This is a genomic window from Cytobacillus solani (assembly GCF_006704205.1).
Classification (GTDB): domain Bacteria; phylum Bacillota; class Bacilli; order Bacillales; family Cytobacillaceae; genus Cytobacillus; species Cytobacillus solani.
The window spans coordinates 3302188-3322976 of record NZ_CP041305.1; the positions used below are offsets into that span (position 1 = coordinate 3302188).

The window sequence follows — 20789 nt, forward strand, 5'->3', positions numbered from 1 at the left end:
GTGGCGTATTTTGCCACAGAGCAGTTCAGCTAGACCAAAGAGGGGCTAGGAGGCGCAGCTAGATTGCGGAGACCCTCTGCGTTTGTACGGCGAATAGCAAGGCGCTTCCGCTTTTCTTATGCTATAATTTTGACAGAAGAATGGAGTGAACTTAGATGGATCGTAACCAATTAGGTATTCAATATATGCAAGAAGGAAAATGGGAAGAAGCAGCAAAGACTTTTATGGAAGCAATTGAACAGAATCCAACAGATCCCGTTTCCTATATAAACTTTGGCAATGTTCTTTCCGCAGTCGGTGAGGTTGAAAAATCGCTCAAGTTTTACGAAAAAGCGATTGAATTGGATGAAAATGCGGCAGCTGCCTATTATAGTGCCGGTAATTTATATTATGAGCTTGAAAAGTTTGAACAAGCAAAAAATATGTTTGAGACAGCAATGAAAAAAGGTTTAGAGTCAGGTGATAATTACTTTATGCTTGGTTTGACTTTAGTTGCCCTTGAACAAGGAAAATTAGCACTTCCTTATCTTCAAAGAAGCACTGAGCTTAATCCAAATGATGCGGAGGCATTTTTTCAATATGGATTATGTTTAGCACAGCTTAATTTTGTGGATGAATCTATTTTGCAGTTTGAGCAATGTATTCATATTGATTCTAAGCATGCAGATGCCTTTTATAATCTCGGAGTTGCATATGGTTTTAAAGAAGAAGTAGAAAAAGCACTTGAATATTTCAATCAGGCACTCGAGATTCAACCGGACCATTTACTTGCCGGATACGGAAAGAAGTTAATTGAAAAAGGGGATTCTGACGTCTGATCATTAATAGATATCATGAGGGAAAGGAGGAAAAATGATGGAGAAACAGGACTCCTTAGACTTGTTTTCCGAACAAGGAAAATACATAAAGGGAAAGCATCTTGTAACCATCTTTCATAATGAGCAAAACCTATACACCGTTTTGCGTATTCGGGTAGAGGAAACGAATGATCAGTATGAGGATAAGGAAGCAGTGGTAACTGGATATTTTCCGAAGATGCATGAACAGGAAACGTATATTTTTTATGGGGAATTGAAAGATCACCCGAAATTTGGAGTCCAGTTTCAGGCCAATCATTTTCGTAAGGATATCCCTCAGACGAAACAAGGTGTTGTCAATTATTTATCAAGCGAGCTGTTTAAAGGTATTGGAAAAAAGACGGCTGAAAGCATCGTTGAAACATTAGGGGAAAATGCGATATCAAGAATTCTAAACCAGCCATCCTTGCTTGATCAAATTCCAAAACTTGCTCCGGAAAAAGCAAAAACCTTATATGATACATTAATGGAGCATCAAGGCCTTGAACAGGCAATGATCGCTTTAAATCAATATGGGTTTGGTCCACAGCTTTCCATGAAGATTTATCAAGCTTATAAAGATCAAACGGTTGAGGTTGTTCAAAATAATCCGTATAAGCTCGTCGAGGATATTGAAGGAATTGGTTTTGGCAGAGCGGATGAACTAGGCTATCAGCTTGGGATTTCAGGGAGCCATCCAGATCGCATTAGAGCGGCTTGCTTATACATACTTGAAACGGAAAGCATGCAGGCCGGGCATGTGTACACAGAGGCAAGAGTGCTATTGCCTAGTGTAAAAAGGCTTCTTGAAGAAAATAAACGTGATGGTATTGAGTTCGAAAGCATTTCTAATGAAATTGTAAAGCTTGGGGAAGAAGGAAAAATAATGATCGAAGAGCAACGATTGTATGTGCCTTCCCTTTATTTTTCTGAAAAAGGACTAGTAACCAACATAAAGCGGGTATTAAGGCAAACACAATATGAAGATCAGTTTCCTGAGTCAGAATTTCTGCTTGCATTAGGAAAACTAGAAGAGCGATTGAAGGTACAGTATGCGCCGACTCAAAAAGATGCCATCCAAACGGCTTTAATGTCGCCTATGCTAATATTAACAGGTGGTCCAGGTACAGGAAAGACAACAGTTATTAAAGGGATTGTTGAGTTATATGCGGACTTGCATGGCTGCTCATTAGACCCGAAGGATTATAAAAAGGAAGAACCTTTTCCGTTTATCTTAGCAGCTCCGACTGGTCGAGCCGCCAAAAGAATGACGGAGTCAACAGGCTTGCCTGCCTTAACGATTCATAGACTTCTTGGATGGAATGGGACAGAAGGATTTGATCGGCACGAAGAAAATCCATTAGAGGGTAAAATTATCATTGTTGATGAAACATCCATGGTTGATATTTGGCTTGCCAATCAGCTCTTTAAAGCAATTCCGGAAAATATGCAAGTCATTTTAGTAGGGGATGAGGATCAGCTGCCTTCAGTTGGTCCTGGGCAGGTGTTAAAGGACTTACTTAGTTCAGAACGAATCCCAACGGTTAAATTAACGGATATTTACAGGCAGGCAGAAGGTTCATCCATTATTGAGCTTGCACATGAAATGAAAAAAGGCAGGCTCCCAGCGAATATTTCTGCCCAGCAGGCTGATCGTTCCTTTATTCAATGCAATCCTGGACAAATAGCAGCTGCGATCGAAAAAGTAGTTTTAAATGCAAAGAAAAAGGGTTATACAGCAAAGGATATTCAAGTGCTAGCACCGATGTATAAGGGACCTGCTGGAATTGATCGTTTAAATGAAATCATCCAGGAAATTTTTAATCCAAATGACGGATCGCGAAAAGAATTAGCTTTCGGTGACGTAAAATACCGAATTGGTGATAAAGTTCTTCAACTAGTGAATCAGCCAGAAAATCATGTTTTTAATGGCGATATGGGTGAAATTGTTTCGATTTTTTATGCGAAAGAGAACACGGAGAAACAAGACATGGTTGTCGTGTCTTTTGACGGTGCCGAAGCAACCTATACTCGTCAGGATTTAACTCAAATTACCCACGCGTATTGCTGCTCTGTACATAAATCGCAGGGAAGTGAATTCCCTATTGTGATTCTTCCCGTTGTGAAGAGTTATTTTCGAATGCTGCGAAGAAACTTGCTTTATACCGCCATCACACGCAGTAAGCAGTTTCTTATCCTATGTGGGGAAGAAGAAGCATTGAGGATAGGTGTCGAAAGAGCAGACGAGCAATCCCGATTAACAAGTCTTACTGATAAACTTAAAGAAGCGATTTCAGAACAAATTCCCGCAGAAAAAGAATTTGATGGTGAATCTTTAACTTATGAAGAGGAAATAATGAATGTTGACCCGTTAATCGGGATGGAAAATATAACGCCGTATGATTTTATGGAAATAGATAATACCTAAAAAGGACAGCCAATGAAGGCTGTTTTTTTAAAAAGAAAAGAGGTATTTAAATGAGAAAATGGAATCAAGAAGCAGCTCCTAATAATAATTTAACCTCTGTGCAAATTCAAACATCCAATCTGATCAGTAAGAAGCAGGAACATGAGTTTTCCGAAGAGCTTTCTGATGGTGGTGAAAGGAACGAGAGGTTCAACAAACCGAGATACAATAAACGTTAATCGTTTTTTTTACTGGTGAGAATGGAAAGCGTTTCACGTCATTTTTTATCATAGATGAAGCAAACTAAGAATGTTCCGGGAAGGTGGGACCAACTTTGCGGACATTTTCTTTATTAAAAGGACTCCCAGTAATTGAATTAAATAGCGGTGCCAAAATTGGCGAGGTTTGTGATATTTGTATATCTGGCAGTGGGGTTGTTAGAGGCTTGCTTGTCCGAAAAGGAGCCTTGCTGAAAAAAACGTTTCATTTGAATGTTAAAGATGTGTCTTCCTTCGGCTGGGACGGAGTCATGATTGAGAATCAAGCGATTCTGACCCCAATTAAAAAGCCACATGAATTTACATTTGAAGGAAGAAATCGTTTAACTGGCAAAACGATTATGACCAGCGAGGGCGAGCGGCTTGGCTTATTAGAAGATGTATATTTTCAGGAAGAAGTGGGGACAATTGTAGGGTATGAATTATCGAATGGGTTCTTTTCAGATATGCTGGAAGGAAAACGCGTAATCAAAACCGAATTGCCTCCAGCAATTGGAAAGGACACCATCATCGTAAACGTTAAAGAGTGAGGTGTCTTTTCCATGCTGAAATGTCCCAACTGCCAGAGTAAGGATATCGGAAAAATTGGAATAAGCCAATATTATTGCTGGAGCTGCTTTATCGAGCTTTCTTTATCTAAAGGTGTAATTAATACACATCAGGTGGAAGAAGACGGAACATTAAGTTCACTTGATGATTTGTTTGAAGAAGACGAACGTCGCTACCTTTTATAATTTATAAAAAATCGAGGTGAGACAAATGAATCGAGTGTTAACCTCAGCGCTTGTTTTTGGTGCAGGAATGGCCGCATACGGCCTAGCACAAAAAAATAACCTAATGTCGGAACGGCAAAGAAAGAAAATTCAAAAGCGAATAACAAAAGCTCTGTTTTAAAAATAGGGGCTGACATCTAGAGATGTCAGCCCTTTTTGCATAAATCCAAATGTATACACTCACAATAAGAGGAGGAGGGTACAGTGTGGATATTCGATTAAAATGGTATTATCGATTGGGATTTCTCCTTTTATTATTTATTGTCTTATTTGTTTTTCTAAAGCTTCAGCAACTGTGGATGCCTGTATTAAAAATTATTTTGGCTGTCTTTTTTCCATTTATTATTGCAGCCTTCATAACCTATTTACTTCATCCGATTGTCAAGAAGTTGCATGAAAGTGGATTACATAAAGGAGTAGCCGTTTTTTGCATTTATATTCTTTTTTTCGGCGGGGCAGGTTTTGCACTTTATAAAGGAATTCCAGCTTTTATTCATCAATTAAGAGATTTAACAGAAAATGCCCCGCAATTTGCAAATCAATACAGAGAGTGGATCGAAATCATTCAGCATAAAACCTCCACTTGGCCGGATGGATTGCAAACTAGAATTGATGATGGAATACTGGCCATGGAATCGGCTTTAGATAAGCTCCTATCTAAAAGTGTAAACATATTATTAAGTATTATAAATTACTCTTTAATCATCGCCATCATTCCTTTTATTTCTTTTTACATGCTTAAGGATTATGAATTAATGAAACGAACCGTATGGTATGTAACACCAAGAAAGTGGAGACAGGAAGGTATTCTCTTTCTGCGTGATGTTGATAAATCATTAGGAAGCTATATTAGAGGCCAGCTTTTAGTTTGTGTGATCATCGGAGCCATTTCAGCCTTGCTATTTTGGATTGTTGGGATGAAATATCCACTGCTCCTTGGCATGCTAATTGGCGTGACGAATGTTATCCCTTATTTTGGACCCATTTTTGGAGCTATCCCAGCTGTGATCATCGCTTCCACAATATCTGTAAAAATGATTATCATCTCAATTGTTATCGTTTTTGTTCTCCAATTTGTTGAAGGAAATATTTTGTCTCCATTCATTGTTGGGAAAAGCCTTCATATGCACCCGCTTTTAATTATGCTGGCACTCCTTGCTGGAGGAGAAGCAGGTGGAGTGATTGGGCTAATTATTGCAGTCCCTATTTTAGCGGTGATAAAGGTAAGTCTAATTCATGCAAGATCCCATTTTGTGAAAGGACCAAACCCGAAATTCACCCGTTCTTGACAAATCTATTTTGAACTCGATATAATTCGACTATAATCAAAAGTATAAGTGTAACATGAAGAAGGAATGAGTATGTTATTGCCCATCTCAAGAGAAGGAATTCCTAGGCTGGAAGAATTCCTAGATGAAGGATAACAGAACGCTAATCCGGAGTGCAGCTAATTCCTGCCGTCTATCCGCGTTAAGGATTTGAGAGATGAATAGAAGGCAGATATTTTTTGAAGCTTTTCTATTCAAATCAGGGTGGTACCACGAGATAGCTCTTCGTCCCTGTCCGGGAGGAGGGCTTTTTTTGTTGATAAAAATAACTTTAGGAGGCATATACATGAAACAATTATCTGGATCAGAAATTCGACGTTTATTTTTAGAGTTTTTTAAAGAAAAAGGGCATGCAATTGAACCAAGTGCTTCACTTGTTCCGCATGAAGATCCTTCTTTGCTTTGGATCAATAGCGGTGTGGCGACCTTAAAGAAGTATTTTGACGGTCGTGTGATTCCTGAAAATCCAAGAATTACGAATGCCCAAAAGTCTATCCGGACAAATGACATTGAAAATGTAGGTAAAACAGCACGCCATCATACTTTTTTTGAAATGCTTGGCAACTTTTCAATTGGCGATTACTTTAAAGTAGAGGCAATTGAATGGGCATGGGAATTTCTAACGGATGAGAAATGGATTGGTTTTGATGAGGAAAAATTATCTGTTACTATCCATCCAGAGGATAATGAGGCTTTTGATATTTGGCGTCAAAAAATTGGTGTGCCTGAGGAAAGAATCATTCGACTTGAAGGAAACTTCTGGGATATCGGGGAAGGTCCAAGTGGTCCGAATACAGAGATCTTCTATGATCGCGGACCTGAATATGGAAATGACGTAAATGATCCAGAATTATATCCTGGCGGTGAAAATGATCGATATTTAGAAGTTTGGAACCTTGTGTTCTCTGAATTCAACCATAATCCTGATGGCACATATACTCCGCTTCCAAAGAAAAACATTGATACGGGTATGGGCCTTGAACGAATGGCTTCTGTCGTTCAAAATGTGCCGACAAACTTTGATACAGATTTATTTATGCCAATTATCCGTGGAACAGAAGAGATTTCAGGAGAAAAATACGGTGTGAATAAAGAAATAGATGTAGCATTTAAGGTTATTGCTGACCATATTCGTACTGTAGCTTTTGCAGTAGGTGATGGGGCGCTTCCATCTAATGAAGGACGTGGCTATGTATTGCGCCGATTACTGCGCAGAGCTGTACGTTATGCTAAGCAGATTAATATTAATCGTCCATTTATGTACGAACTAGTCCCAGTTGTAGGCGAGATCATGAATGACTTTTACCCAGAGGTTAAAGCAAAAATAGAATTCATTCAGAAAGTAATTAAAAATGAAGAAGAACGTTTCCATGAAACATTACATGACGGCTTAGCGATTCTTTCATCTGTTATTAAAAAGGAAAAAGCAGCTGGAAATGATACGATTCAAGGAGAAGATGTTTTCCGTTTATATGATACGTATGGTTTCCCTGTTGAACTAACAGAAGAATATGCAGAAGAAGAAGGTATGAAAATTGATCATGAAGGCTTCGAAAGAGAGATGGAGCTTCAGCGCGAACGAGCTCGTGCTGCTAGACAGGACGTTGATTCCATGCAAGTCCAAGGCGGAGTGCTCGGAGAGATTAAAGTTGAAAGCAAGTTTGTCGGCTATGATTCACTTGTAACTGAATCAAAAGTAGTGGCACTTATTAAAGATGGTCAATCAATCAATTCAGCAAAAGCTGGAGAAGAAGTACAGCTGATTTTGGATATCACACCATTCTATGCTGAAAGCGGCGGACAAATTGCTGACCAAGGTTTATTAGAGTCAGAAGGACTAAGAGTAGCTATTAAGGATGTTCAAAAGGCGCCAAACGGGCAGAACCTTCACCGTGCAATTGTAGAAACTGGAAACTTAAAAATAGACCATCAAGTAAAAGCTACAGTGAATGAATCAATCCGCTCTAAAGTAATTAAAAACCATACTGCCACACATTTGCTTCATCAAGCATTAAAGGATGTGCTTGGAACGCATGTAAATCAGGCAGGATCACTTGTTGAACAAGATCGTTTACGTTTCGACTTCTCTCATTTCGGTCAGATTACTTCAGAGGAATTAGAGAAAATTGAAAGCATTGTGAATGAAAAAATTTGGCACAGTATTGACGTGGAAATTGACTTTAAAAATATTGAAGAAGCAAAAGCAATGGGTGCGATGGCATTGTTCGGTGAAAAGTATGGGAAGATCGTCCGTGTTGTTCAAGTTGGCGACTATAGCCTAGAGCTTTGCGGCGGATGTCATGTACCTAATACTTCGACAATAGGATTATTTAAAATTTTATCTGAGAGTGGAATTGGAGCAGGTACTCGTCGAATTGAAGCGGTTACTGGAGAAGCTGCTTATCAATTATTAAATGATCAGATTAGCATTCTTAAAGAAGCTGCAGCGAAATTAAAAGCGAACCCGAAGGAATTGGCTTCAAGAATTGAGACTTTACTCGGAGAAATGAAGCAGCTTCAGCGTGAAAATGAATCATTAGCAGCAAAATTGGGTAATATTGAAGCTAGCAGCCTTGTCTCAAATACGAAAGAGGTAAATGGAGTAACCGTGTTATCCGCACAAGTTGCAGCGACAGATATGAATAACCTGCGCAATATGGCAGATGATTTAAAGAATAAGCTCGGCTCAGCAGTCGTTGTTCTCGGCAGTGTGAATGAAGGCAAAGTAAATATAATTGCCGGTGTCACAAATGATCTGATTGATAAAGGATACCATGCAGGGAAAATTGTAAAGGAAGTAGCTACACGATGCGGCGGAGGCGGTGGAGGCCGTCCAGATATGGCGCAAGCTGGCGGAAAAGACCCGGAAAAGCTCGAAAGTGCATTGAATTTTGTTGAAGAATGGGTCAAATCCGTTTGATAACGCAACAAAGTAGTGTAGAATGAAAGAAAAGCGTAGGTGGCTTGCTTAGGGGCGACAAGCATAAGACAGATCGGCAGGAAGGTTGTACTTTAACCTTCTTGCCGAGATGGCTTATGACCTCGGGCCCCTAGCCACCGAAGCTGGACAAAGAAAAGCGGAATCGGCTTGCTCTAGCTCCCCGCTTAACGCTCAATCAAAAAAGAGGTGTAAAGTATGAGCTCATTTGATAAAACAATGAGGTTTAATTTTCCTGAAGAGCCAATCGAGCATGATGTGAATCAAGTGCTATTCCAAGTATACGAGGCTCTTCAAGATAAAGGGTATAACCCAATCAACCAAATTGTTGGTTACCTTCTTTCTGGGGATCCTGCGTACATCCCCCGTCATAAGGATGCACGTAACATTATCCGCAAACTTGAAAGGGACGAAATCATCGAAGAGCTTGTTAAATCATACTTGAAGCAGCAGCGAAAGGGATAATGTATGCGTACGATGGGATTGGATGTCGGCTCGAAAACAGTCGGCGTAGCGCTTAGCGATGCATTTGGCTGGACAGCGCAAGGATTAGAAACCATAAAGATTAACGAAGAAGAAAATGAATTTGGTTTCGAGCAAATAGGAAAAATTATTAAAGAGCATGAAGTAAGTAAAATCGTTGTAGGTTTGCCAAAGAATATGAATGGATCAATTGGTCCGCGCGGAGAAGCCAATCAAAAGTATGCTGCGGAGCTTGAAAGGCTCTATCACTTACCTGTCATATTATGGGATGAGCGTTTGACAACAGTGGCTGCTGAAAGGGTTTTACTTGAAGCGGATGTCAGCCGCAAAAAAAGAAAAAAGGTTATTGATAAGATGGCTGCCGTCATGATTTTACAAGGCTTTTTAGATAGCAAAAATTAATGAGGTGAAGAAAATGGAACATGGAGAAAAAAATATTACAGTAGTAGATGAAGAGGGTAACGAGCAATTATGTGAAGTGCTTTTTACATTTGATTCAGAGGAATTCGGTAAATCATATGTCCTTTATTATCCAATTGGTGCGGAAGAAGATGAAGATGGAGAAATTGATATTCATGCATCTGCATTTATTCCAAGTGATGATAATCAAGACGGTGAACTTATTCCGATTGAACCAGATGCGGATGAAGAGTGGGAAATGATTGAAGAGATGCTAAACGCATTTCTTGCTGAAGAGGAAGAGGAATAATAAAGTGATTAAACTGGCTTGCCTATGGACAAGCCAGTTTTTTGTTTGTTTTCTTTGATTTTTGTATTATTTTGCGACTGCTAAAAGAAATATAGTATAATAAGCGAGATGTAAAAAAAGAAAGTTGACAAGACAGGTTTAAGCTGAAAATGTGAAGTTTGCAGCTTGATTGGAGGGGAAACAGTGTCTCAAGAAAATAAAAGAGATAAAAGAGATATCATTCGGCAAAAGATGATCGAGCGCCAAAGCGAAGCAAGATTAGTCCGAAAAATTGTTTTGATTATCGCCATTATTTTAGTTATTACAGTTGGTGCTATTGCAGGCGGCGGCTATTTTTATATTAAATCTGCCATCCAGCCGGTAGACCCGGATAATAAAAAAGAGAAAAAAATTGAGATACCAATTGGGTCATCATCCACGGGTATTGGTAAAATTCTAGAGAAGAATGGAATTATTAAGGATGCCAGAGTATTTAAATATTATGTTAAGTTTAAGAATGAAACAGGATTTATGGCTGGTGAATATACATTAAATCCTTCTATGACTATTCCTGAGATAATTAACAGCCTCAAAACTGGAATGCTACAGGAAGAATTAGTTTTTAAATTAACTATTCCTGAAGGAAAGCAACTAGAACAAATTGCAGGGATTATTGCTGAAAAAACAAATCGAAGTGCAAATGAAGTAATGAAGCAGCTTAATGACCCATCCTTGATTAAGTTAGTAATGGAGAAATACCCTAACCTTCTAACAGAGGATATCCTTGATAAAGATATAAAATACCCGTTAGAGGGATATTTATTTCCTGCAACTTATTCGTTTTATAAAGAGAATCCAACAATTGAAGAAATTATAACACCTATGCTGGACAAAACGGTTGATGTTCTCGATGAATACCAGATTGCCATGGAAGAGCATGGATTCTCGGTACATGAACTATTAACGATTTCATCATTAATTGAGGAAGAAGCAACTGAAAAAGTAGATCGCAATAAAATTGCCAGTGTGTTTTATAATCGAATGGAAACGGGGATGCCATTACAAACAGACCCGACTGTATTATATGCACAAGGAGAACATAAAGATAAAGTTCTTTATAAAGATCTGGAGATTGATTCACCGTACAATACTTATAAATATCCAGGTCTGACACCTGGACCGATTGCTAATGCAGGTGTAGTCTCGATTGAAGCCGCTTTAGTACCAGATGAATCTGATTTTCTATATTTCTTAGCAACTTCAACAGGTGAAGTTCTATTTTCAAAAACACTAGAGGAACATAATCAAAAGAAAGCTAAACATATTCAATAATAATTGAAAGGGGAATGGATGAAAAGTTAGCATTCCCCTTTTATTTATGTTAAAATAGTTCAAGTGTTTTATATTTTTTACGATAGCGTGACCCACGGTCGAGTAAGGATGACAGCTTTAAAAAAGCTGATATTATGCAAAAGGTCTTTGCATTACTAATTATCCTCTTTCGTGAACGCTATTTTTTTCATGTCTAAATGATTGAGGTGATGGCAGCTTGGAAAATGAAAAGCTGCATGCTTATATAGAGGGAATTATACCTGCAAGGCTTGAATTATTTCAAAGAATGGAGTCATATGCCAAAGATCATGGTGTACCGATTATGGAGCTTGTAGGAATTGAAGCGATGCTTCAGCTTTTGCGAATCCAACAGCCAAAAAATATTCTAGAGGTTGGAACAGCAATCGGGTATTCTGCTCTTCGAATGGCTGATGCACTCCCAAACTGTAAAATAGTAACCATTGAAAGAGATGCAGAGCGTTACGAGCTAGCTGAGCAATATATTTTAGAGGCTGGCAAGGAAACCCAAATCCTAATCATTAAAGGGGATGCACTTGAAGCTGAACCGCAGGTAAAAGAGCATGGTCCTTTTCAGGCAATCTTTATCGATGCAGCAAAAGGTCAATATCAGCGTTTTTTTGAAATGTATTCTCAGTATCTTGATGATTATGGGGTCATTATTACAGATAATGTTCTTTTTAAAGGACTAGTATGTGAGGAAGAAATCGAAAATAAACGTACACGCAATCTTGTGAAAAAAATTGATTCTTTTAATAGATGGCTGATGAATCATCCTGACTTCTACACGGTAATTTTGCCGGTAGGTGACGGGGTTGCGATTAGTAAAAAGAGGTGAATGAAATGTCAAAACCAGAATTGTTAGTTACACCCATTCATGTGGAAGATATCAATCCATTAGCAGATGCAGGAGCAGATGCTTTTGTATTAGGTGAACAGCGTTACGGTTTACGTCTTGCAGGTGAATTTTCAAGGGATGAAGTTAAAGAGGCGATCGAGCTTGCCCATGAAAAAGGGAAGAAAGTATATGTCGCTATGAATGCGATTTTTCATAATGAAAAGATTGAGGAACTATCTGATTATATTGCATTCTTGCAGGAAGCAAATGCTGATGCAGTCATCTTTGGCGATCCTGCCGTGCTAATGGCAGCTCGTGAAGCGGCACCTAATATGAAATTGCATTGGAGTACGGAAACAACGGGAACAAATTGGTATACATGTAATTATTGGGGCAGAAAAGGGGCAAAGCGAGCGATTCTAGCCCGTGAAATGAATATGGATGCCATTGTTGAAATGAAAGAGAATGCGGAAGTAGAGATTGAGGTTCAAGTTCATGGGATGATGACAATGTTCCAATCTAAGCGTTCACTTTTAGGCAATTATTATGAATATCAAGGAAAAGTTATGGAAGTAGAAAATCGTAAGCAAGAACATAATATGTTTCTGCATGATAAAGAGCGGGGTAACAAATATCCGATCTTTGAAGATGAGAATGGAACTCATATAATGAGTCCAAATGATATTTGTATCATTGACGAGCTTCAAGAAATGATTGAGGCAAATATTGACTCATTTAAAATCGATGGGATCTTGAAAAGTCCAGAATATATCCTTGAAGTAACGAAGCTATATCGGAAAGCGATTGATCTTTGTGTGGAAGATCCAGATCAATATGAAGATGTGAAGGACGAGCTATTAAACGAGATAGAAGAAATTCAGCCTGCCAATCGTCCATTGGACACAGGGTTTTTCTTTAAAGAAACGGTTTATTAAAAATATCTAGCGCAAGCAGCCTAGCCCCTCGATGGTCATAAGCCAATCCTCCCAAAAAGGTAAAGAGCACCTTTCTGTGAGGCTTGTCTTATGCTTGTCGGGGCTGAGCACCAAGGAAAGCTCCTTTAAGCAATCCTCGCAGGAACAATCTGCATTTTGATTGTTCCGAAGGCGCTTACGCTTTTAAATTAGGAGGATTACCTATGACAGTAGTGGAAGATAAAATTTCCCAAATTGTGGACGGCAAAAGGGTAATCGTGAAGAAACCCGAATTGCTAGCACCAGCAGGGAACTTAGAAAAACTGAAAATTGCCGTTCATTATGGAGCGGATGCTGTATTTATTGGTGGTCAAGAATATGGCTTACGTTCAAATGCAGATAATTTTACATTTGAGGAAATGAAAGAGGGCGTGGAATTCGCCAAAAAATACGGTGCGAAAATATACGTAACAACAAATATTTATGCTCATAATGAAAACATTGATGGACTAGAAGAGTATATGCTTGGGCTAAAAGAAGCAGGAATCGCAGGGATTATCGTAGCAGACCCGTTAATTATTGAGACTTGCCGCAAAGTTGCACCTGAAATCGAGGTGCATTTAAGTACACAGCAATCTTTATCGAACTGGAAGGCTGTACAGTTTTGGAAAGAAGAAGGATTAGAGCGTGTCGTACTTGCTCGTGAAACAAGTGCCGAAGAAATCCGTGAAATGAAAGAGAAGGTAGATATTGAAATTGAGACCTTTGTTCATGGTGCGATGTGTATAGCTTATTCAGGTCGCTGTACGCTAAGTAACCATATGACAGCTCGTGACTCGAATCGTGGGGGCTGCTGCCAGTCATGCCGCTGGGATTATGATCTCTACCAATTAGAAGGGGAAAATGAGGTTCCTTTCTTTAATGAAGGAGATTCCCCTTTTGCTATGAGCCCGAAGGATCTCAATTTAATTCAATCCATACCACAAATGATTGAGCTTGGAATTGACAGCTTAAAAATTGAAGGACGGATGAAATCTATTCATTATATTGCAACAGTTGTTAGCGTGTATCGTAAAGTAATCGACGCATATTGCGCAGATCCAGCGAACTTTGAAATTAAGCAGGAATGGCTAGAAGAATTAGCGAAATGTGCCAACCGTGAAACAGCGCCAGCATTTTTTGAAGGTGTTCCAGGGTATAAGGAGCAAATGTTTGGAAATCATAGCAAAAAGACGAATTTTGATTTCGTTGGCTTGGTTCTAGACTATAATCCTGAAACGCAAATCGTCACACTTCAGCAGCGTAATCATTTTAAACCGGGGCAGGAAGTAGAGTTTTTCGGACCAGAAATTGAGAACTTTACTCATGTAATTGATAAAATTTGGGATGAAGATGGAAACGAGCTGGACGCAGCGCGGCACCCGCTCCAAATTGTTCAATTTAAGCTTGATAAACCTGTATTCCCGAACAACATGATGCGAAAGGAGATTTAACCCCTATGGAACGCAAACCTGTTGTCATCGGTGTGACCGGCGGCTCTGGTTCAGGAAAGACGAGTGTGACGAAATCAATTTATGAATTTTTTAAAGGACACTCGATTCTGATGCTAGAGCAGGATTACTATTATAAGGATCAAGCACACTTGCCTTTTGAAGAACGATTGAAAACAAATTATGATCATCCCCTTGCGTTTGATAATGATTTATTAATTGAACATATTCAAAAGCTGCTAAGGCACGAGGAAATTAACAAGCCTGTATATGATTATGCGATGCATACGAGATCAGATGAAGTGATTACAGTTGAACCAAAAGATGTAATAATTTTAGAAGGAATTCTAGTCTTAGAGGATGAGCGTCTTCGTGATTTAATGGATATCAAACTTTTTGTAGATACAGATGCTGATCTCCGCATTATTCGCCGTTTGTCTAGAGATATTAATGAACGCGGCAGAACAATGGATTCTGTTATTGATCAATATGTTAATGTTGTGCGCCCAATGCATAATCAATTCATTGAACCGACAAAACGTTATGCGGATATCATTATTCCTGAAGGCGGACATAATCATGTGGCTATTGACTTAATGGTCACAAAAATTCAAACAATTCTTGAACAAAAGTCTTTTTTATGACACAATAGCATAGAAAATATATAATAAGTCCTGTAGTAGACAATTCAATGCGCGTCCTTTAGCGAAGGACGCGCTCCTATGCATTTTTCTTCTTACATAAAAAAGAAAGAACACAATCACGATGTGAGCTGTGAAAATTTGAAGGAGTGAAGGTTTTGGCAATGGAAAAAGTTTTCCCTATGACACAAGCTGGAAAAGAAAAGCTTGAACAGGAATTAGAATATTTAAAATCAGTTAAGCGTAAAGAAGTAGTTGAACGAATTAAAATTGCCCGTAGCTTCGGAGACTTATCAGAAAACTCTGAGTACGATTCAGCAAAAGAAGAGCAGGCATTCGTGGAAGGTCGTATTACTACAATTGAAAATATGATCCGTAATGCAAAAATCATTTCAGAAGATGAAATGAGCGGAGATACAGTCGGATTAGGCCGCTCTGTTACATTTATTGAGCTTCCTGATGGAGAAGAAGAAACTTATACAATTGTTGGAAGTGCTGAAGCAGATCCATTTGATGGCAAGATTTCTAATGATTCTCCAATTGCAAAAAGCTTAATCGGCCATAAAGTAGGCGAAGAAGTTAAAGTGCAAACACCTGGTGGAGAAATGGACGTACGAATCATAACGATTAAGTAAAAAAAATAGTTAGACGAAAGGAGAAGGGTTAACCTTCTCCTTTCATCATGTACGTGCCCATATTTTGGGAAAAAGAACAAAATGGAAGAAATGACCTAATTCGGTCACAAAAGAAGAATTTATGTGTCCATAAATACAAATACAAAGCAAACACGGTCACATAAAATATTCTCGCCTCTCAATAATCAGCTAATAAATAGTTTGAAAAGTCGAATCCTCGTCAAAACTTTTGACGAGGTGTTTTTATGTGGAAAAAACGAGCAATTATGTGGTTATGTATATGTTTAGCTGGATTAATGATTTTGCTTGCTAGGCTGACACAGCTTCAATTAGTGGAGACAGAACATTTTACAAAAAGGGGGATCAATCTATTGGAGGCAAGTGTGAGTCAGCGCTCTCAGGAGATGATCCTTGATACAGGCAGAGGAAATTTTCTTTACAGAGATGGAACACCTATTACTCACCAAAGCAAACCAGTACTTATCCTTTTCCCTTTTTTGAAAAAAATGGACTGGGACAGTAAGCGTATATCTGAAATCATTGGTGCATCAGAATATGCACTTGAGCATGCAGTGGAAAAGGCAAAGAAGCCGTTTGCATATGGCGAGCCTAATCCAATTGAATTGACTGAACCCCAAATGGAGAAAATCAATGCTCTGCAAATCCCTGGTGTGTTTGCCGTTGAAAAAAAATATCATTTAACACAAAACCCAGCTGAGCATTTAATTGGTATTACAGGAGAAAATGAAACATTGCTTCGTAATCGTTACCCGGATAAAGAACTTTCCTCCAAAACGATGGTAGGACTTACTGGAATGGAGAAAAGCTTTGATGAATTTCTATTGCCGGATGGAAAATCAAAGCTCGTCTATCATGTTGATGCAACAGGAGGGCCTTTATTTGGGATAAATGTGAAATATGTTGAACCAGCTAACCCATTTTATCCTGTAAATATAAAAACGACATTAGATCCTGATTTACAGGCGTTGGTTGAGCAATTGGTCGATCAGCATGAAATTGATCGTGGCGGTGCAGTGCTTCTTGATATAGAAACGAACACTGTATTAGCGATGGTATCCCGTCCGGCAATCAACCAAAATGATCCCTTTAATAAAGAGAATGGGGGTACGGAAAACCTCATGCTAAAGGAGCAAATTATCGGATCTGTTTTTAAAACGGTAGTAACAGCAGCGGCAATTGATCACGAGCTTACAAATCCATCCCGTCGATTTGATTGCAGCAAGACTATTACAGGAGATCCAGACCCTTTATTTCAATATGGAATGCTTGATTTTCCTGCAAGCTTTGCTAGAAGCTGCAATAATACGTTTGCTACGATAGCGAAAGAATTAAAGGAAATAGATCCTAATATTCTTGAAAATTATGCTGGAAAGTTATCATTAACTGGATCTGTTGGTTGGATGGGAGATATTTATCATTTTGAAGATTTCAAACAGCTGCAAGAAGATAAAGGAAGAATCTTCTTATCTGAGGAGGCGAAGAAGGATAATAATTTTGTTGCGCTTACAGGTATTGGTCAGCATGAGGTTCGTGCAACGCCGTTAGCCGTTGCTAATATGATGGCAACGATTGCAAGGGGCGGAAATAAAGAAATGGTTCGTGTGGCATCAAAAATTGAATATAAGAACAGTACCTCATTGCTTGATTTTAAAGAGAAAGAGCTTGAAGGTGAGACCATATCTCCTTATACTGCTATGAAGCTTCAGAAACTTCTCCGTGAAGTAGTAGTCAATAAGAATGGAACTGGAAGGAGTTTACAAGACCTTCCATATGAAGTAGCAGGAAAATCTGGTACAGGGGAAACGGGGAGAATGAGCGGGGGGAAGCCGCTTTATAATAAATGGTTTGCGGGTTATTTTCCATTTGATAAACCGAAATATGCACTTGTTACTGTAAGGCTAGGAGCTACAGGGAACGCAAGCAGTACCAATCCCCTATTCGCTGATATTGTAAAAGAAATCTATAACAATGATCATGAACAAAATTAAATCATTAGCCTCTTTTCTCTTTGTAAGGATCATGTTAAAGTGAAACTTTCCTTGCCGATTTTCCGTCTGGTATGGAGAGGATTAATCAGAGGTTATAAACAGAGATATTTTTCAATGTTTAGTTAGTCATGTTAAAATATTGAAAGAATATATTACAAAGTAGATTGAAAAAAATGGGAAGGAGAATCTTTCTTATGAACCGCAATTACGATTCATCAAGTCGGGAATCACGATCCGAATTGAGGGGAAAACGCAGAAAAACCAATTTAGTTTTAAATATGCTCATCGGGCTTGTCATACTGCTAATTATTTTTGTTTCTGTAAAAATTTTTTTTGGAGGCAATGATGAAAATGCATCGGAAAAAGAACAGAAGATAGAGTCAAAACAAGATGAGAAAGATATAGATACAGAAGAAAATAAGAATTCTGCTATTGATGAGAATAAAGATGAAAAGCAAACTGAGTCTGAAACAGAAAACACAGATGAAAGCGAAGAAAATTCTGCAGATACAGAAGCTGACGATGAGATAGATCCAATTCCGGCCAATGAAGAAGAGGCGGTTGTTACTGAAGGCGGCAGTAATGAAAATGTGAAAAAGACCATTGAAAATCCAAGCTGGAACCCAATTGGAACTACGCAGACTGGGGAACATTATGCTGTTTACGATAAAGAATCTGTAGACTGGGCAGAAATGCTTCAGGCAATATCTTATGCAACTGGTGTTGATCAAAGCAATATGAATGTTTGGTTCCTTGGAAACAACGGATTTAATAAATCAGTTGGAACAATTACAACGAAGGACCAAAAGCAAATATATCGCGTCTATATTGACTGGGTCGATGGTCAAGGATGGAAACCAACGAAAGTAGAAGAATTAAATGAAGTAGAAAAGAAGTAGAAAAGAAGTAAGAAATGAAAAAAGATGAGGACAGCTATTTAGCTTTCCTCATCTTTTTGCCTTAAAATGCACAACAGCCGAATAATGCTTTCTCCCATTTTCATCCAAGCTCATCTGATGTGAAACATGATGTACAGAGAGCAATATAGCTTTATTGTTTTCAATTTGCATTTGAATATTTTTCTCTAATGTTTTTAAATCATAAGCTTCATAAAATTCGATCTTATCCTCAATTAAATCTAGCTGAAAGTTCATCTCTCAAAATCCTCCTATATCTATTTCTGTTGATTATTTTAATACATTTTACGTATAAACCGCTATATAGTATTCCCTTTTGTGCAAGATTCACGTTTTTAATGGTAGAAAATTCTGATAAAATAAAAGTAACATTAATTTTCTTGGAGGAACAATGACCGCTATATATCGTCACTTATTGAATCTTTTTTTATTACTTATCCTCGCTGCTCTCCCTTTAGGTTTATTGAATATGGTTGAAAAAGTATCAATCGATTTAGATGGAATGGTTACAGTCATTAAAGAATTTTTTAGGGGACTTTTTTCCGGAGAGGCTTGGTATTATTCTCAAGGCGGACGAGCTCGTTTGATTCTTAGTGACTTAGTTTCCTATTTTTTATCATCTTATTTATATTTAATCATCTCAGCAATCATCGTTATGATTATTTCAATCTCCTTAGGAATTTTCCTTTGGAAAAAAACAAATCGCTGGATAAATGCAAGCTTAGGATTCATAGGAATGGTTCCTGATTTTCTTTTGGTACTTATGTTGCAAATGGCTGTCGTTTATATAAATAAAAGTTTAGGAGTAAAGACTTTTAAAGTAGCCTCTTCTTCTATTGATGATCCGGCAATTTTTCTACCCATCCTTACATTAATCCTCATCCCCGCGATCTATTTAGTAAGAAGTTTATCTGAAGCAACATCGGAAATAACGACTGAGGACTACATCCTATTGGCAAAGTCAAAAGGACTCGGTAAAAAATATATTTATTTATACCATGTGACAACAAATGTTCTTCCTTTTTTGAAGGCTGATTTACATAAAGTTATAAGTATTATGATTGGCAATCTCTTCATTGTGGAGTACTTATATAATACTCGTGGACTAACATCGTTCATATTTGTTCATTCAAGTAAATTTGGGTATCAATATAATCTTGTGATCATTTGCCTTCTATCCTTATTTGTCCTTTATATGTTCTGTTATTATTCACTAAGATTATTATTGGCGGCTGCTGAAAGGTGGTTAGCCAAATGAGACGAAAACCCAATATATTACTGATTATAGGAATCGTTCTCTTATCCTTTTTTGTCATTATTTCCATAATTGGACCATATGTAGCACCCTATGATTTAGAGTATTCCAAAAAAATAGGGTATATAGAGAATGATGATGGAAAACAGCAACTGAAAGGTTCCCCTTTTCCGCCTTCCAAAGAACATGTATTTGGGACTGACAAATGGGGGTATGATATTCTTACTCTATTGCTTTATGGGGCAAAATACACTGTTTTTACAGTGCTGATTGTAGCTGTTATCAGACTGATTATAGGAACAGCTTTCGGTAACTTAAATGGGGTAATATCCCTGGCCGATCAGAGAAGAAATAAACAAGTATCGCTATTTAGCGGCATTCCGATTTTTATAATTATTTATTTTATTATGGTCGGAATAAATGTCGAGCCGACTCTTCCACCAACTATTTTAGTTTTCATTCAGGGTTTTTTAATGACGATATTAGGGATACCTGGGGTTTACAACGTCATTTTTAATTTAACGATTGAAATAAAGAAAAATGCCTATGTAGAAGCTGCGAAGACACTTGGAGGAAGTAATCGCCACATTTCCAGTAAACATATATATCCTGCTTTGAAAGGCAATCTGCTTGCTTTGTTTGTAAATGAATGCATACAAGTATTACATATCATCGGACAGCTAGGAATCTTTAATCTTTTTCTAGGAGGAACAGAAAAACAGTATTTTCCCACAATCTATCTTTCAATAACAAATGAATGGTCAGGGCTAATCGGTCAGTCCCGATCCTTTTTATACCACTCCCAATGGATCATCCTATATCCATTAATCGCTTATATGCTCTTGCTATTTTCATTTTATCTTCTTTCATCTGGTTTAAATGCCTCATTGAAAAATAAAGCTAGAAGGACTAGTCACCTATAATTATTAAGATTATAACACCCAAAATTTTAAAAAATGGGTGTTTTTTTATTGAAAACTGACTAGCTTCCATTGTTGAATGTTTTACA

22 protein-coding genes are annotated in these 20789 nt (G+C 38.0%); 21 read left to right on the forward strand and 1 reads right to left on the reverse strand.

Annotation, left to right across the window (positions count from 1 at the left end; translation table 11 throughout):
- The first annotated feature begins 155 nt into the window (after positions 1 to 155).
- The 19 genes from FI644_RS16490 to FI644_RS16575 all read left to right on the forward strand — a co-directional run bounded on the left by FI644_RS16490 (position 156) and on the right by FI644_RS16575 (position 18507).
- Positions 156 to 818 carry a tetratricopeptide repeat protein gene (locus FI644_RS16490; protein WP_053477119.1) on the forward strand — a complete coding sequence of 221 codons (663 nt, stop codon included), beginning with the start codon at positions 156 to 158 and terminating at the stop codon, positions 816 to 818.
- 37 nt (positions 819 to 855) lie between these two features.
- Positions 856 to 3264, forward strand: a complete 2409-nt coding sequence (gene recD2, locus FI644_RS16495; RefSeq protein ID WP_053477118.1) for an SF1B family DNA helicase RecD2 — start codon at positions 856 to 858, stop codon at positions 3262 to 3264.
- A 50-nt stretch (positions 3265 to 3314) separates the two neighbouring features.
- The gene (locus FI644_RS26390) at positions 3315 to 3482 is read left to right on the forward strand and encodes a hypothetical protein (protein WP_172797662.1); all 168 of its coding nucleotides are present in this window, start codon (positions 3315 to 3317) and stop codon (positions 3480 to 3482) included.
- A gap of 95 nt (positions 3483 to 3577) precedes the next feature.
- The gene (locus FI644_RS16500; protein ID WP_142108619.1) at positions 3578 to 4051 is read left to right on the forward strand and encodes a PRC-barrel domain-containing protein; all 474 of its coding nucleotides are present in this window, start codon (positions 3578 to 3580) and stop codon (positions 4049 to 4051) included.
- A gap of 12 nt (positions 4052 to 4063) precedes the next feature.
- Complete coding sequence (locus FI644_RS16505) at positions 4064 to 4255, forward strand: YrzR-like zinc ribbon domain (protein ID WP_053477116.1); 192 nt, start codon at positions 4064 to 4066, stop codon at positions 4253 to 4255.
- Positions 4256 to 4280: 25 nt separating this feature from the next.
- Positions 4281 to 4415, forward strand: coding sequence for a YrzQ family protein (locus FI644_RS16510; RefSeq protein WP_075209195.1), 135 nt, complete (start codon positions 4281 to 4283; stop codon positions 4413 to 4415).
- An 85-nt stretch (positions 4416 to 4500) separates the two neighbouring features.
- Positions 4501 to 5583: an AI-2E family transporter gene (locus tag FI644_RS16515; RefSeq protein ID WP_053477115.1), complete on the forward strand. Its 1083-nt coding sequence runs from the start codon at positions 4501 to 4503 to the stop codon at positions 5581 to 5583.
- 325 nt (positions 5584 to 5908) lie between these two features.
- Complete coding sequence (gene alaS / locus FI644_RS16520) at positions 5909 to 8542, forward strand: alanine--tRNA ligase (protein ID WP_142108620.1); 2634 nt, start codon at positions 5909 to 5911, stop codon at positions 8540 to 8542.
- A gap of 216 nt (positions 8543 to 8758) precedes the next feature.
- Positions 8759 to 9025 (forward strand): IreB family regulatory phosphoprotein, encoded by a 267-nt coding sequence (locus FI644_RS16525; RefSeq protein ID WP_053477113.1) that lies wholly within the window; start codon positions 8759 to 8761, stop codon positions 9023 to 9025.
- Positions 9026 to 9028: 3 nt separating this feature from the next.
- Positions 9029 to 9445 carry a Holliday junction resolvase RuvX gene (ruvX, locus tag FI644_RS16530; protein ID WP_053477112.1) on the forward strand — a complete coding sequence of 139 codons (417 nt, stop codon included), beginning with the start codon at positions 9029 to 9031 and terminating at the stop codon, positions 9443 to 9445.
- A gap of 13 nt (positions 9446 to 9458) precedes the next feature.
- Positions 9459 to 9752 carry a DUF1292 domain-containing protein gene (locus tag FI644_RS16535; RefSeq protein WP_053477111.1) on the forward strand — a complete coding sequence of 98 codons (294 nt, stop codon included), beginning with the start codon at positions 9459 to 9461 and terminating at the stop codon, positions 9750 to 9752.
- 183 nt (positions 9753 to 9935) lie between these two features.
- Complete coding sequence (gene mltG, locus FI644_RS16540; protein ID WP_142108621.1) at positions 9936 to 11063, forward strand: endolytic transglycosylase MltG; 1128 nt, start codon at positions 9936 to 9938, stop codon at positions 11061 to 11063.
- A 217-nt stretch (positions 11064 to 11280) separates the two neighbouring features.
- The gene (locus FI644_RS16545; protein WP_053477109.1) at positions 11281 to 11919 is read left to right on the forward strand and encodes an O-methyltransferase; all 639 of its coding nucleotides are present in this window, start codon (positions 11281 to 11283) and stop codon (positions 11917 to 11919) included.
- Between the two features lie 5 nt (positions 11920 to 11924).
- Positions 11925 to 12854, forward strand: coding sequence for a peptidase U32 family protein (locus FI644_RS16550; protein ID WP_053477108.1), 930 nt, complete (start codon positions 11925 to 11927; stop codon positions 12852 to 12854).
- A gap of 203 nt (positions 12855 to 13057) precedes the next feature.
- On the forward strand, positions 13058 to 14326 hold the full coding sequence (locus tag FI644_RS16555) for a peptidase U32 family protein (RefSeq protein WP_142108622.1): 1269 nt from the start codon (positions 13058 to 13060) through the stop codon (positions 14324 to 14326).
- A gap of 5 nt (positions 14327 to 14331) precedes the next feature.
- Positions 14332 to 14967 carry a uridine kinase gene (gene udk, locus FI644_RS16560; protein WP_053477106.1) on the forward strand — a complete coding sequence of 212 codons (636 nt, stop codon included), beginning with the start codon at positions 14332 to 14334 and terminating at the stop codon, positions 14965 to 14967.
- 155 nt (positions 14968 to 15122) lie between these two features.
- On the forward strand, positions 15123 to 15599 hold the full coding sequence (greA, locus tag FI644_RS16565) for a transcription elongation factor GreA (RefSeq protein WP_053477105.1): 477 nt from the start codon (positions 15123 to 15125) through the stop codon (positions 15597 to 15599).
- 245 nt (positions 15600 to 15844) lie between these two features.
- Positions 15845 to 17608, forward strand: coding sequence for a peptidoglycan D,D-transpeptidase FtsI family protein (locus FI644_RS16570; protein WP_056685825.1), 1764 nt, complete (start codon positions 15845 to 15847; stop codon positions 17606 to 17608).
- A gap of 194 nt (positions 17609 to 17802) precedes the next feature.
- Positions 17803 to 18507: a YrrS family protein gene (locus FI644_RS16575; RefSeq protein WP_142108623.1), complete on the forward strand. Its 705-nt coding sequence runs from the start codon at positions 17803 to 17805 to the stop codon at positions 18505 to 18507.
- A gap of 48 nt (positions 18508 to 18555) precedes the next feature.
- Here FI644_RS16575 and FI644_RS16580 read toward each other — a convergent pair whose 3' ends face one another.
- Complete coding sequence (locus tag FI644_RS16580; RefSeq protein ID WP_053477102.1) at positions 18556 to 18762, reverse strand: YrzA family protein; 207 nt, start codon at positions 18760 to 18762, stop codon at positions 18556 to 18558.
- A gap of 154 nt (positions 18763 to 18916) precedes the next feature.
- Between FI644_RS16580 and FI644_RS16585 the strand changes: the two genes are divergently transcribed.
- The gene (locus FI644_RS16585) at positions 18917 to 19783 is read left to right on the forward strand and encodes an ABC transporter permease subunit (protein ID WP_142108624.1); all 867 of its coding nucleotides are present in this window, start codon (positions 18917 to 18919) and stop codon (positions 19781 to 19783) included.
- On the forward strand, positions 19780 to 20703 hold the full coding sequence (locus tag FI644_RS16590; RefSeq protein WP_142108625.1) for an ABC transporter permease: 924 nt from the start codon (positions 19780 to 19782) through the stop codon (positions 20701 to 20703). Before FI644_RS16585 ends, FI644_RS16590 begins: the two co-directional genes overlap by 4 nt.
- The last annotated feature ends 86 nt before the right edge of the window (positions 20704 to 20789 follow it).